Origin of the sequence: Comamonas aquatica, assembly GCF_018064205.1 — a bacterium.
GTDB classification, from domain to species: Bacteria; Pseudomonadota; Gammaproteobacteria; order Burkholderiales; family Burkholderiaceae_C; genus Comamonas; species Comamonas aquatica.
This window is the reverse complement of record NZ_CP072916.1, coordinates 2,857,545-2,870,343: the sequence shown is the minus strand read 5'-3', so window position 1 is coordinate 2,870,343 and position 12,799 is coordinate 2,857,545. Positions and strand designations below refer to the sequence as shown.

The following is a 12,799-nucleotide window of genomic DNA, read 5'->3' as shown; positions in this document are numbered from 1 at the left end:
TTGAGACTTTCGCAGCCCTTGGCTATGCGGGTGGCCCTAGGGTGTCAGGCTACGGCAAGGCGATAATCAGGGGCATGGAAACCAAATGGCTTGAAGATTTTGTCAGTCTGGCTGAAACGCGCAGCTTCAGCCGCTCTGCCCAGTTGCGCCACGTCACGCAGCCAGCTTTCTCGCGCCGTATCCAGGCGCTGGAGGCCTGGGCCGGGACCGACCTGGTGGATCGCAGCTCTTACCCCACGCGTCTGACGTCGGCGGGCAAGACCATGTACGACCAGGCGCTGGAGATGCTGCAGTCCCTGCAGAGCACGCGCTCCATGCTGCGGGCCCATGCCAGCAGCGACAAGGGCATGGTCGGCTTTGCCGTGCCGCACACCCTGGCCTTCACCTTCTTTCCGGCCTGGGTGTCGCAGGTGCAGGAGCAGTTCGGCTCCTTCAAGAGCCGGCTGATCGCCCTCAACGTCCACGACGCGGTGATGCGTTTGGTTGAAGGCGGCTGTGACCTGCTGATCGCCTACCACCACAGCTCCCAGCCTTTCCAGTTGGACATGGCGCGCTACGAAATGGTGCGCCTGGGTGAAGAGTTGCTGGCGCCGTATGCCAAGCCTGATGCCAACGGCAAGCCCCTGTTCATGCTGCCGGGCCATGCCAGCGAACCCCTGCCTTTCCTGGCCTATGGCCCGGGTGCCTACCTGGGGCGCCTGACTGAATTGCTGCTCAAGGAGGCATCCATGCCGGTGCACCTGGAGCGGGTCTACGAAACCGACATGGCCGAAGGCCTCAAGGCCATGGCCATCGAAGGCCACGGCGTGGCCTTCCTGCCGTACAGCGCGGTGCGCAACGAGCTGCAGTCCGGCCGCCTGGTCAGTGCCGTGCCCGAGGGGTCGCAGAAGTTCCAGCTGCCCATGGATGTGCTGGCCTACCGGGAAAAGCCCACCGGCAAGGACGGCGCCAAGAGCGTGGTCCAGGCCCTGTGGAGCTTCCTGCAATCCCAGGCCGAAGGGCTGGAGAAAGCCAAGGCGCAGTGAGGTTTTCGCTCTAAGAATTGGCACAGGTATTGCTTGCATTTGCGGCAGTGCCTCCCGAGAAAAAAGCGACTTTCCCGAGGCCGGGAACGTCGCTTTTTTTCATTGGTCCGCGGTCTGGATGCAAGAAAACTGCCTGTTCTAGGTGTTTCTCCGCATCAAACTTCTTCTTCAAATTGGTGCATACCTTTTAGGATGGAAGTCATTCCGCTTGGCTATGCCGGGTGGCGGAAAAGTCTGTCGCGTAGCTGACAAGTTGTGGCAGATTATGTACATTGTGCATGACCTCATGCGTAAGCTGTCGGCTGCATGAGATTGCGTTGTCTCTAGTAAATCTGAGGAGCACTGAATGAAGAAACATTTGCTGGCCGTGGCTGTGATGGCATTGGCTGCTGGTAGCGCCATGGCGCAAGCCAACGACACATTGGCCAAGGTGAAATCGTCGGGCAGCATCACCCTGGGTGTGCGCGAATCTTCGGGTGCACTGGGTTACACCCTGGGCGACGGCAAGTACGTGGGCTTCCACACGGCCATGGCGGAAAACATCGCTTCCGACCTGCGCAAGCAGCTCGGCATGACCAATCTTGAGACCAAGTACCAGCCCGTGACGTCGCAGAACCGTATCCCCCTGGTGGTGAACGGCACCGTGGACCTGGAGTGCGGCTCCACCACCAATGACCTGAACCGTCAGAAGGACGTGGACTTCGCCAACACCACCTACGTGGAGCAGGTGCGCATCGCCGTGAAGGCCAACTCCGGCATCAACGATGTCAAGGACCTGAACGGCAAGACCGTGGCCACCACCACGGGCACGACCTCGGTGCAACTGCTGCGCCAGAACAAGCGCGCCGAAGGCATCGAGTTCAAGAACATCATGGGCAAGGACCACGCCGACAGCTTCCTGCTGCTGGAAACCGGCCGTGCCGATGCGTTCGTGATGGACGGCTCCATCTTGGCGGGCAACATCTCCAAGTCCAAGAATGCCAAGGACTTCAAGATCGTGGGTGAGCCCCTGTCCACCGAGCCGATCGCCTGCATGGTGCGCAAGAACGATCCCGCCTTCCTGAAGGCCGTGAACGACTCGATCGCCCGCCAGGTCAAGGATGGCACGCTGGCCAAGCTGTGGGACAAGTGGTTCATCCAGCCTATTCCTCCAGCCAACGTGGCAGTGGGTCTGCCCCTGTCGGAAGCCACCAAGAATGCTTGGAACAACCCCAACAACAAGCCTAAGGAAGATTACAACAAGTAATTCTTAGCCGACGGGATGCGCCCCACCTGCATCTTGCGGGCCGGGGCGTTTTCCGTTGGAGGGCCCGTCATAGACGGGCATAAGGTGGTTAACTGGAAGGAAATCCTATGAATTGGGATTGGCAAATGTTCTGCGAGGACACGCTGGACCGCACGGTGCGCGAAGGCTGTTTTGGCAAGGACGGCGACATCACCTACCTGGACTGGATGCTGTCGGCCTGGGGCTGGACGGTGTCCGTGTCCCTGCTGGCGCTGGTGCTGGCTTTGGTGGTGGGTGTGGTGATCGGTACCTTGCGTACCTTGGAAAACCGTCCCTGGACGGTGCGTTTCGGCAATGCGTGGGTGGAGTTTTTCCGCAATATCCCGTTGCTGGTGCAAATTTTTATCTGGTACCACGTGGTGCCATCCATCTTCCCGGCGATGAAGTCCGTCTCGGGCTTTGTGCTGGTGGTGTTGGCCTTGGGCTTTTTCACTTCGGCGCGTATTGCCGAGCAGGTGCGCTCCGGCATCCAGGCGCTGCCACGCGGGCAGCGCTATGCGGGCATGGCCATGGGGTTCACCACCTGGCAGACCTACCGCTACGTGCTGCTGCCGAATGCCTTCCGCATCATCATTCCGCCGCTGACCAGCGAGACGATGAACATCTTCAAGAACTCGTCGGTGGCGTTTGCGGTGTCGGTGACCGAGCTGACCATGTTCGCTATGCAGGCACAGGAAGAAACGGGTCGCGGCATCGAGGTCTATTTGGCGGTGACCGGCCTGTACATCGTGTCGGCCTTCACCATCAACCGCATCATGGCCTTCATTGAAAAGCGCGTGCGTGTGCCTGGTCTGGTGGCGCCCGGTGCGGCGGGAGGGCACTAAACCATGAATTTCTCTTTGGACTGGTCGTTTTACAACTGGGACCTGATCAGCAACTTTGTGATCAAGGGCCTGGGTTTCAGCCTGATGCTGACCGTCATCGCCACCCTGGGCGGCATCTTCTTCGGCACGGTGCTGGCGTTGATGCGGCTGTCGGGCAAGAAGTGGCTGGATCTGCCTGCCACCATCTATGTCAATGGCATGCGCTCCATTCCGTTGGTGATGGTGATCTTGTGGTTCTTCTTGCTGGTGCCGCTGGTCATTGGCAAACCGATTGGCGCCGAAATGTCGGCCATCATCACCTTCATCGCGTTTGAGGCCGCCTATTTCTCGGAAATCATGCGCGCGGGTATCCAGTCGATTCCACGGGGACAGGTGTTTGCAGGGCAGGCTATGGGCATGACTTACGGCCAGAACATGCGCCTGATCATCTTGCCACAGGCGTTCCGCAACATGCTGCCTGTGCTGCTGACGCAAACCATCATCTTGTTCCAAGACACCTCGCTGGTGTATGCGATTGGCGCTTACGACATGCTCAAGGGCTTTGAAGTGGCGGGCAAGAACTTTGGTCGCCCCATGGAAGCGTATTTGGCGGCGGCTGTTATTTACTTTGTGATCTGCTTTGCCCTGTCGTATATGGTCAAGCGGCTGCACAAAAAGATCGCCATCATTCGTTGATGCGCACGGTCTGAAAGATTGAGGATTTATTCATGATCGAACTCAAGAACGTCTCCAAGTGGTATGGCAGCTTCCAGGTGCTCAACGACTGCTCCACCCGCATTAAAAAGGGTGAAGTGGTGGTGGTGTGCGGCCCTTCGGGCTCTGGCAAGTCCACGCTGATCAAGACCATTAACGCGCTGGAGCCCATCCAAAAGGGTGAGATTTGGGTGAATGGCACGGCCGTGCACGACACCAAGCACACCAACTTGCCCAAGCTGCGTTCCACCGTGGGCATGGTGTTCCAGCACTTTGAGCTGTTTCCCCACCTGACGGTGACCGAGAACCTGACGATCGCACAGATCAAGGTGCTGGGCCGCAGCCCCGACGAAGCCAAGGTGCGCGGCCTGAAGATGCTGGACCGCGTGGGCCTGATGGCGCACAAGGACAAGGTGCCCGGCCAGCTGTCGGGTGGCCAGCAACAGCGCGTGGCGATTGCCCGTGCGCTGTCCATGGACCCGAACGTGATGCTGTTTGACGAGCCCACATCGGCACTGGACCCCGAAATGGTGGGCGAAGTGCTGGACGTGATGGTGAGCCTGGCCAACGAAGGCATGACCATGATGTGTGTGACGCACGAAATGGGCTTTGCCAAGAAGGTGGCCAGCCGCGTGATCTTCATGGACGTGGGCGGCAAGATTTTGGAGGACTGCACCAAGGAAGATTTCTTTGGCAACCCCGATGCGCGCCAGCCGCGTACCAAGGACTTTCTGGGCAAGATCCTGCAGCACTGAGCGCAGGCCCCAGGCACCCCAAAAGCCGCTGTCACCAGCGGCTTTTTCATGACCTCAAAGGCCTGCAGTGCTTATGCAGACTGCGCTGGGTGCTATGGTTGCTGCATCAGTCTTGGTCGGCCAGTTCGGCGTGGTGCGCGGCTTCGCCGTGCTTCCAGTAGGCGGCGATGCGCATGCGCTTGGGCGAGGCACCCTTGGCCAGTGCGATCTTGCGCAGGGCGGCCATGTCGCTGTGTTCGCCGGCGGCCCAGACAAAGCCGCTGCCCTCGGGCAGTGCCAGTGCCTCGGCCGCGTCGGTCAGCGCATCGACCCATTGCAGGTCGACCTGGGCCTGCGAGGGCAGGGCGCGGCGGTCGGCCTCGGGCACGGCCAGGCGCACCGTCACCTGGGCGCTGGCGGGCAGCTCGGCCAGGGCGCGCTCGACGGCCGGCAGGCCGCTGGCATCGGCCAGCATCCAGTACCAGTCGAAGTCCTTGCGGATCACCAGCGAGCCGCGCGGGCCGGCCGCGCCCACCCACGAACCCATGGCGGCGGTGCGCGCCCATTCGGTGGCGGGGCCGTGGTCGTGCAGGGCAAAGTCCACGGTCAGGGTGTTGGTGGTCCAGCGCAGCGGTGTGTAGTCGCGCATGGTGGGGCGGGGGCCGTCGACCATGGGCTTGCCGTCCACCAACTGGGGCAGCAGGGGCTTGTCCAGGCCAGACTGCGACAGGATGAGCTTGAAGTGGTCGTCAAACCCCGCGCTGGCGAAGTCGCGCAGCTCGCCCACCAGGGTCAGGCGCAGAAAGCCGGGGCTGATCTGCTCGCGCGAGAGCAGTTGCAGGTGGCGGGCCTTGAAGGGGTGGCGCACGCGTTCGAAAGCGGGGGCAGGGGCGGTCACGTCGGTGGTCATGCTGGATTTTATTAAATGAGAGTGCTTCTCATTATGCACATGCGCAGGATTTCTGCAGGACCGCAGTCAATGGGACAATACGGCCATGACTGCCCCCACGACCCTCACCCTGACCCGTCCCGATGATTGGCACCTGCACGTGCGCGATGGCGATGCCATGCGCTGCGTGGTGCCGCACAGCGCCCGCCAGATGGGCCGCGCCATCATCATGCCGAACCTGAAGCCGCCCGTGACCACGGCCGAGATGGCGCTGGCCTACCGCGCGCGCATTCTGTCGGCCGTGCCCGCCGGCAGCCGCTTCCAGCCGCTGATGACGCTGTACCTGACGGACAACCTGGGCCCCGAGGAGATCGTGCGCGCCAAGGCCGCCGGCGTGGTGGCCTGCAAGCTGTACCCCGCCGGGGCCACGACCAATTCCGACCATGGCGTGACCGACCTGCGCAAGATCTACCCCACGCTGGAGGCCATGCAGCGCGAGGGCCTGGTGCTGCTGGTGCACGGCGAAGTGACCGACGCCAGCATCGACCTGTTCGACCGCGAAGCGGTGTTCATCGAGCAGCAGCTCCAGCCCCTGCGCCAGGATTTCCCCGAGCTCAAGATCGTCATGGAGCACGTGACGACCAAGGAAGCGGTCGAGTACGTGGCCGCCGCCGACGACTTCCTGGGCGCCACCATCACGCCCCAGCACCTGCTGTTCAACCGCAACGCCATCTTCCTGGGCGGCGTGCGCCCGCACTTCTACTGCCTGCCGGTGCTCAAGCGCGAAACCCACCGCCTGGCCCTGGTGCAGGCCGCCACCAGCGGCAGCAAGAAGTTCTTCCTGGGCACCGACAGCGCGCCCCATGCCGCCCACCTCAAGGAAGCGGCCACGGGCTGCGCCGGCTGCTACAGCGCCCACGCGGCGATCGAGATGTACGCCGAGGTGTTTGACAACGCGGGTGCTCTGGACAAGCTGGAAGCCTTTGTCTCCTTCCATGGCGCGGACTTCTACGGCCTGCCGCGCAACACCGACACCATCACCCTGGTCAAGGAAAGCTGGACCCCGCCTGCCAGCTTCGAGTACGGCGAAGGTGCCCAGCTCAAGCCGCTGCGGTTCGGCGAAGCCCTGCCCTGGAAGCTGCTGGACTGAAAAAAGAGAAGCGGCCTGCGCTGGATTCGCAAGGAATTCAGGCGCAAAGTGCTCTGAAAACCAGCAAGGAGCTGCGCAATCAGCTCCTTTTTTTGTATTGGCAAGCCGCGGTGGCTCGGGTAGGCTGTACAGCAGTCCAAGGAGTGCCTGCATGCCCACCGATGTCCAGCCGCGAATCGCCCTCTTGATCGATGCCGACAACGCCCCGTCGGAGATGATCGATGAAATCCTGACCGAGCTGTCCACCTTCGGTGTCATCAACACCCGCCGCGCCTATGGCAACTGGACCAAGCCCGGCCTGCACGGCTGGCAGTCCAAGCTGCTGGAGTACGCTCTGCGGCCCATGCAGCAGTTCGACTATTCCAAGGGCAAGAACGCCACCGACATGGCCATGACCGTGGACGCCATGGAGCTGCTGTACACCGAAAAGCCCGATGCCTTCGGCATCGTCTCCTCCGACGCCGACTTCACCCCGCTGGTCATGCACCTGCGCGCCAAGGGGGCGGCCGTCTATGGCTTTGGCGCCAGCCAGACGCCCAAGGCCTTCGTCAACGCCTGTTCGCGCTTTCTGTACTTCGATGCCCTGTCGGAGCTGGGCGACGGCGTCACCAGCCGCGCCGAGCGCCGCAGCCTGGCGCAGGAGGCGGAGGCCGGCGACAGCCTGGATCTGCCTGGCGTGCCGGTGCCCGAGCCGGCCACCACGGCGCCGGCCGGGGCGCCGCTGGCGCTGGATGTGGCCCAGCCCTGCGGCTTCAGCCTGCGCGTGCCCTCGCAGCAGCTGCGCCAGGACCGCCAACTGGTCGCCATGCTGCGCGATGCCGTCAAGGCCACCCAGGACGAAAGCGGCTGGGCCCGCGTCGGCGCCGTGGGCACGCACATCGGCAACAAGCTGCCCTTCGATGCACGCAACTACGGCTACGCCACCCTGACCAAGCTGCTGGCGGCCACCCAGATGTTCGAGCTGCGCGACGAGGGCACCTCGCGCGTGGCAGTGCGCGACAAACGCTTTGTGGAACTGCCCGCGCCCGGCAAGTAGGACGATGCTGTCAGCAGGCCGGGCCGGCGAACTTTTCCTTCTATGATGACTCCCTCACATCGCGCGGCAGGCACTCCATAAGATCACGACAACATCGGAGCCTGGGACTGGTGACAAGCGCTTGAATCTGGCTGCCAGCGCCCCCAACTGGCAGGCTGTGGGCCATCGGCCCGATTTCCCCTGGTGGAGAAACTCACAATGAAACGAATCGCTCTTTTTCTGTTGACCAACATTGCCGTGGTGGCGGTGCTGGGCATCACGGCCAGCCTGCTGGGCGTGAACCGCTTCCTGACCTCCAATGGCCTGAACCTGGGGGCGCTGCTGGGCTTTGCCTTCATCATGGGCTTTGGCGGCGCCATCATCTCGCTGCTGATCTCCAAGCCCGTGGCCAAGTGGAGCTCGGGCGTGCACGTGATTGAGCAGCCCCGCAACGCCGACGAAGCCTGGATCGTGGACACCGTGCGCAAGTTCGCCGACAAGGCCGGCATCGGCATGCCCGAAGTCGGGATCTACGAGGGTGAACCGAACGCCTTTGCCACCGGCGCCTTCAAGAACAGCGCCCTGGTGGCCGTGTCCACCGGCCTGCTGCAGGGCATGACGCGCGAAGAGGTCGAGGCCGTGATCGGCCACGAGGTGGCCCACATCGCCAACGGCGACATGGTGACCATGACGCTGATCCAGGGCGTGATGAACACCTTCGTGGTCTTCCTGTCGCGCGTCATCGGCTATGCCGTGGACAGCTTCCTGCGCAAGGGCGATTCCGAAAGTTCCGGCCCCGGCATTGGCTACTACGTGACCACCATCGTCATGGACATCCTGCTGGGCTTCGTGGCTGCCATGATCGTCGCCTGGTTCTCGCGCCAGCGCGAGTTCCGTGCCGATGCCGGTGCTGCCCAGCTGATGGGCCGCAAGCAGCCCATGGTGAACGCCCTGGCGCGCCTGGGTGGCATGGTCCCTGGCGAGCTGCCCAAGAGCATGCAGGCCATGGGCATCACCGGTGGCATTGGCAAGCTGTTCTCCAGCCACCCGCCCATCGAAGAGCGCATTGCTGCGCTGCAAAACAGCCACTGAGGCGTGCGATGTGCCGGCCCTGCCTGCGCCGACACATCTTGCGCGGCTTCTTTACCCGCGCTTTACAGCTTCGACAAGAACCCCGGTCAGCATGCTGCCGGGGTTTTGCGTTATGGAATGTGTCACCTTGTTAGGAGCTGCTATGCGATGGACTGATTTCTCTGTGCGATGGACCCGCTTCAGCCCTCGCGGCTGGGCGGCGCTGGGTGTGGCAGGGGCCGTGGCCCTGCTCAGTGGCTGCGTGGTGGCTCCGGTGGATGACGGCTATGCCGACTATGGCTACTCCAGCACCACGGTCTACACCACCTATGGCTATCCGCCACCCCCGCGCGTCGAGTACCGCACTGTGGCACCCGCGCCCAACTACATCTGGATTGGTGGGGACTGGTTCTGGAGCGGCAACCGCTATGACTGGCGCCCTGGGCGCTGGGCACCCCCCGGCTACCACTATGTGCCGCCCCCACCACCGCGGCCCCATTTCCGGCCGCCGCCACCGCCGGTGCGCCCGGCGCCCTGGCCTTCGCGGCCCGAAGTGCGCCCCGACGACCGGCCCCGTCCGCCGTTCTGGCGTCCTGACGACGGACCGCGCCCGCCCCAGGTGCGGCCCGATCGCCCAGACCGTCCGGACCGTGGGGAGGGCCGCCCACCGCAATGGCGCCCGGATGGCGATGGCCGCCCCCAGGTGCGCCCGGACCGGCCGCGCCCCCCCGAGGGCCGGCCCGAGCGTCCGTCGCGGGAAGAGGGGCGTGCCTGGCCCTCGCACCGGCGTGACCGTGAGGAGGGTGGCCGCAACTGAGCGTGCGCGGCGATCCCACAGCACCCGCAGGCCTGGGCCTGCGGGTTTTTTTATGGCCGTGGGGCCGGGGCCGGGGCCCGTGGTGTTGGGCCGCAGCGATGGCCGCCGGCCCTGGCGTCATGCCGTCGTGGGCTGGACCTCGCCGCGGGCCTTGGCCAGCAGAAAGTCGATGCAGGTGCGCACCGCCCGGGTCTGGTGGCGGTTGGGCAGGTACAGCAGGTACATGTGTGTGCCGAAGATGCTCAGCCGGTAGTCGTGCAAGGTGGTCAGCACCTCGCCGGTGGCCACCTTGTCCTGCACCACATAGTCGGGCACCAGGCCCACGCCCAGGCTGGCCAGGATGCCCTGGCGCAGGAAGGGAAAGTGCTCGGAGATGATGGTTGGCTCCAGCGTCACCTCCTGGCGCTCCAGCCCTTGGTAGGCCGCCAGGCGCAGCTGGCGCCCCATCACGCCGGCGGTGATCAGCGGGCTGGCGCGCAGCTCCATCAGCGTCTGCGGCAGGCCGTGCTGCGCGGCGTAGTCCCTGGAGGCGCAGGCCACGTAGCGCACATCGCCCAGGCTGCGCGCCACCACGGACAGGGGCGGCTCCTGCATCACGCGGATGGCGATGTCGACCTCGTCACGCAGGTTGTCGGCACGGTTCTCGAACAGCACGTCCAGCACGATGCCGGGGTACAGCCGCTTGAACTCGATCAGCCAGTCGCTCACCACGATCTGGCCATAGCCGCTGGGCACGCTGATGCCCACGCGCCCGCGCAGCTCCTGGCCCAGGCTGGTGATGGTCTCGCGCGCGGCCAGCATTTCGTTGTGGATGTTGCGCCCGTGCTCGTACAGGCGCAGCCCGACCTCGGTGGGCTCCACCCGGCGCGTGGTGCGCTTGACCAGCTGCACGCCGACCGACTTTTCCAGCTGTGACAGGTGGTAGCTGACGTTGGCCCGCGTCATCTTCAGCTTGCGCGCGGCCTGGCTGAGGTTGCCGCTGTCGATGATCTCCACCAGCAGGGTGAGGGACTGCAGGTCCATTGCGGGTTTTCCCTGGTGATTGTCTAAATTTATTTGACGGTCTGTCAATTATCGAGGTGATTGTAAAGAGCCTTTGTCGTAGTACAAACGGCTTTTCCCTGAAAACCGATTTCCGGAGACACGCGCATGAGTTCCGACAACACCGCTTCTGTGGTCCAAACCCGCCTCGATGGCGAGGTGCTGGTGGTCAGCATCCACAACCCCCCCGTCAATGCACTGGGTCAGGCCGTGCGCGCCGGTTTGCTGGCCGCCGTGGAACAGGCCGCGCCCGATGCGGCCGTGAAGGCTTTGCTGATCATCGGTGAGGGCAAGGCCTTCATCGCTGGCGCCGACATCCGTGAATTCGGCAAGCCCGCCATGCCCCCCTCGCTGCCCGAGGTCTGCAACGCGATCGAAGCCAGCCCCAAGCTGGTGGTGGCGGCCATCCACGGCCCCGCCCTGGGTGGCGGCCTGGAAGTGACGCTGTCGGCCCACTACCGCCTGGCACTGCCCAAGGCGCTGCTGGGCCTGCCCGAAGTGAACCTGGGCCTGCTGCCCGGCGCTGGCGGCACCCAGCGTGCCCCCCGCGTGATGGGCGTGAAGGCCGCCACCGAGCTGATGCTCAGCGGCAAGCACCTGTCGGCCAAGGCCGCTGCCGCAGCCGGCCTGGTGGATCAGCTGGTGGACGGTGACGATGTGACCGCCGCCGGCCTGGCCTATACCCGCGGCCTGCTGGCGGCCGGCGCCCCCGTGCGCCGCACCCGCGACATCGAGATCACCGACAAGGTCGGGGCCCTGGCCGAGCTGGAAGCCCTGGCCATCGATACCGCCAAGAAGGCGCGTGGCCTGTTCTCGCCGCTGAAGATCATCGAGTGCGCCAAGGCCGCCGTGAACCTGCCGTTCGAGCAGGGTCTGGCCCATGAGCGCGCCCTGTTCGTGCAGTGCCTGGAAAGCCCCCAGCGCCAGGGCCTGATCCATGCCTTCTTCGCCGAGCGCGAGACCGCCAAGATCCCCGAAGCCAAGGCCGCCGCACCGCGTGCCTTTGCCAAGTTGGCCATCATCGGTGGCGGCACCATGGGCGCCGGCATCACCGTGGCGGCGCTGGACGCCGGCTACCCCGTGATCATGGTCGAGCGCGATGCCGAGTCCATCGCCCGGGGCCAGGCGAATGTGGAAAAGGTTTACAACGGCCTGATCGCCAAGGGCCGTATGACCGAAGAGGGCAAGGCCGCCATCATGGCGCGCTACACCGCTTCGACCAGCTACGACGATCTGCAGGACGTGGACCTGGTGATCGAGGCCGTGTTCGAAGACCTGGAAGTCAAGAAGGCCGTGTTCAAGGAACTGGACCGCGTCTGCAAGCCCGGCGCCGTGCTGGCCACCAACACCTCCTACCTGGACATCGACGCGATTGCCGACGCCACGGCCCGCCCGCAGGATGTGATCGGCCTGCACTTCTTCAGCCCCGCCAACATCATGAAGCTGCTGGAGATCGTGGTGCCCGCCAAGGTCTCGGCCGATGTTGTGGCCACCGCGTTTGAGCTGGCCAAGAAGCTCAAGAAGGTGCCCGTGCGCGCCGGCGTCTGCGACGGCTTCATCGGCAACCGCATCCTGGCCGTGTACAAGCAGGCCGCCGACTACCTCATGGAAGACGGTGCCTCGCCCTACGAGATCGACGCGGCCGTGCGTGGCTTTGGTTACCCCATGGGCCCCTTCCAGGTCACCGACCTGGCTGGCGGCGACATCGGCTGGGCCACGCGCAAGCGCCGCGCCGCGACGCGCGACCCCAAGGCGCGCTACGTCGAGGTGGCCGACCGCATCTGCGAGAACGGCTGGTTCGGCCAGAAGACCGGCCGCGGCTTCTACCTGTACCCGCAAGGCGCGCGCGTCGGCCAGCCCGACCCCGAAGTGCTGGCGATTGTCGACGCCGAGCGCGCCAAGAAGGGCGTGACGCCACGCCAGTTCACCCCCGAGGAAATCATGCGCCGCTACATGGCCGCCATGGTCAACGAAGGCGCCAAGGTGGTCGAAGAGGGCATCGCCCTGCGCCCCCTGGATGTGGACGTGACCTTCATCTCCGGCTACGGCTTCCCCCGCTGGCGCGGCGGCCCCATGAAGTGGGCCGATATGCAGGGCCTGGACAAGATCCTGGCGGACATCCAGGCGTTCGAGCAGGAAGACCCGCTGTTCTGGAAGCCCGCCGCCCTGCTGAAAAAGCTGGTCGCCGAAGGCAAGAACTTTGACAGCCTGAACCAGGCGGACTAAAGCCTGCCCAGGGGCGGCCACCTGCACAG

At 64.3% G+C, this 12,799-nt stretch carries 12 protein-coding genes; 10 read left to right on the top strand and 2 right to left on the bottom strand.

Going from position 1 to position 12,799, the window contains the following annotated elements; genetic code table 11:
* The first annotated feature begins 74 nt into the window (after positions 1-74).
* The 5 genes from KAQ61_RS13515 to KAQ61_RS13495 all read left to right on the top strand — a co-directional run bounded on the left by KAQ61_RS13515 (position 75) and on the right by KAQ61_RS13495 (position 4,582).
* Positions 75-1,025 (top strand): LysR substrate-binding domain-containing protein, encoded by a 951-nt coding sequence (locus KAQ61_RS13515; RefSeq protein WP_081770705.1) that lies wholly within the window; start codon positions 75-77, stop codon positions 1,023-1,025.
* 346 nt (positions 1,026-1,371) lie between these two features.
* The gene (locus KAQ61_RS13510; RefSeq protein WP_045266183.1) at positions 1,372-2,271 is read left to right on the top strand and encodes an amino acid ABC transporter substrate-binding protein; all 900 of its coding nucleotides are present in this window, start codon (positions 1,372-1,374) and stop codon (positions 2,269-2,271) included.
* Positions 2,272-2,378: 107 nt separating this feature from the next.
* Positions 2,379-3,134, top strand: a complete 756-nt coding sequence (locus tag KAQ61_RS13505; protein WP_042418090.1) for an amino acid ABC transporter permease — start codon at positions 2,379-2,381, stop codon at positions 3,132-3,134.
* A 3-nt stretch (positions 3,135-3,137) separates the two neighbouring features.
* Positions 3,138-3,809, top strand: a complete 672-nt coding sequence (locus tag KAQ61_RS13500) for an amino acid ABC transporter permease (protein WP_045266184.1) — start codon at positions 3,138-3,140, stop codon at positions 3,807-3,809.
* 32 nt (positions 3,810-3,841) lie between these two features.
* Positions 3,842-4,582 (top strand): amino acid ABC transporter ATP-binding protein, encoded by a 741-nt coding sequence (locus KAQ61_RS13495; protein WP_045266185.1) that lies wholly within the window; start codon positions 3,842-3,844, stop codon positions 4,580-4,582.
* Between the two features lie 106 nt (positions 4,583-4,688).
* Here KAQ61_RS13495 and KAQ61_RS13490 read toward each other — a convergent pair whose 3' ends face one another.
* Positions 4,689-5,471: a siderophore-interacting protein gene (locus KAQ61_RS13490; RefSeq protein ID WP_210929503.1), complete on the bottom strand. Its 783-nt coding sequence runs from the start codon at positions 5,469-5,471 to the stop codon at positions 4,689-4,691.
* Between the two features lie 85 nt (positions 5,472-5,556).
* On the opposite strand from KAQ61_RS13490, the gene pyrC reads away from it, so the two are divergent.
* The 4 genes from pyrC (at position 5,557) to KAQ61_RS13470 (ending at position 9,503) form a co-directional block, all read left to right on the top strand.
* On the top strand, positions 5,557-6,600 hold the full coding sequence (gene pyrC / locus KAQ61_RS13485) for a dihydroorotase (protein WP_210929502.1): 1,044 nt from the start codon (positions 5,557-5,559) through the stop codon (positions 6,598-6,600).
* Positions 6,601-6,751: 151 nt separating this feature from the next.
* Complete coding sequence (locus tag KAQ61_RS13480; protein ID WP_154163503.1) at positions 6,752-7,636, top strand: NYN domain-containing protein; 885 nt, start codon at positions 6,752-6,754, stop codon at positions 7,634-7,636.
* 198 nt (positions 7,637-7,834) lie between these two features.
* Entirely contained in the window at positions 7,835-8,707 is an 873-nt protein-coding gene (gene htpX, locus KAQ61_RS13475) for a protease HtpX (protein ID WP_154163502.1), read from the top strand.
* A 142-nt stretch (positions 8,708-8,849) separates the two neighbouring features.
* Entirely contained in the window at positions 8,850-9,503 is a 654-nt protein-coding gene (locus KAQ61_RS13470) for a YXWGXW repeat-containing protein (RefSeq protein WP_210929501.1), read from the top strand.
* Positions 9,504-9,620: 117 nt separating this feature from the next.
* Here the strand turns inward: KAQ61_RS13470 and KAQ61_RS13465 are convergent, their stop codons facing one another.
* On the bottom strand, positions 9,621-10,526 hold the full coding sequence (locus tag KAQ61_RS13465; protein WP_210929500.1) for a LysR family transcriptional regulator: 906 nt from the start codon (positions 10,524-10,526) through the stop codon (positions 9,621-9,623).
* Between the two features lie 126 nt (positions 10,527-10,652).
* On the opposite strand from KAQ61_RS13465, the gene KAQ61_RS13460 reads away from it, so the two are divergent.
* Positions 10,653-12,770: a 3-hydroxyacyl-CoA dehydrogenase NAD-binding domain-containing protein gene (locus KAQ61_RS13460; protein WP_210929499.1), complete on the top strand. Its 2,118-nt coding sequence runs from the start codon at positions 10,653-10,655 to the stop codon at positions 12,768-12,770.
* Positions 12,771-12,799: the final 29 nt, after the last annotated feature.

Bases quoted from the DNA above. Each gene is read 5' to 3' on its own strand.
- KAQ61_RS13515 (WP_081770705.1), top strand. From the start codon at position 75: ATGGAAACCAAATGGCTTGAAGATTTTGTCAGTCTGGCTGAAACGCGC.
- KAQ61_RS13510 (WP_045266183.1), top strand. From the start codon at position 1,372: ATGAAGAAACATTTGCTGGCCGTGGCTGTGATGGCATTGGCTGCTGGT.
- KAQ61_RS13505 (WP_042418090.1), top strand. From the start codon at position 2,379: ATGAATTGGGATTGGCAAATGTTCTGCGAGGACACGCTGGACCGCACG.
- KAQ61_RS13500 (WP_045266184.1), top strand. From the start codon at position 3,138: ATGAATTTCTCTTTGGACTGGTCGTTTTACAACTGGGACCTGATCAGC.
- KAQ61_RS13495 (WP_045266185.1), top strand. From the start codon at position 3,842: ATGATCGAACTCAAGAACGTCTCCAAGTGGTATGGCAGCTTCCAGGTG.
- KAQ61_RS13490 (WP_210929503.1), bottom strand. From the start codon at position 5,471: ATGACCACCGACGTGACCGCCCCTGCCCCCGCTTTCGAACGCGTGCGC.
- pyrC (WP_210929502.1), top strand. From the start codon at position 5,557: ATGACTGCCCCCACGACCCTCACCCTGACCCGTCCCGATGATTGGCAC.
- KAQ61_RS13480 (WP_154163503.1), top strand. From the start codon at position 6,752: ATGCCCACCGATGTCCAGCCGCGAATCGCCCTCTTGATCGATGCCGAC.
- htpX (WP_154163502.1), top strand. From the start codon at position 7,835: ATGAAACGAATCGCTCTTTTTCTGTTGACCAACATTGCCGTGGTGGCG.
- KAQ61_RS13470 (WP_210929501.1), top strand. From the start codon at position 8,850: ATGCGATGGACTGATTTCTCTGTGCGATGGACCCGCTTCAGCCCTCGC.
- KAQ61_RS13465 (WP_210929500.1), bottom strand. From the start codon at position 10,526: ATGGACCTGCAGTCCCTCACCCTGCTGGTGGAGATCATCGACAGCGGC.
- KAQ61_RS13460 (WP_210929499.1), top strand. From the start codon at position 10,653: ATGAGTTCCGACAACACCGCTTCTGTGGTCCAAACCCGCCTCGATGGC.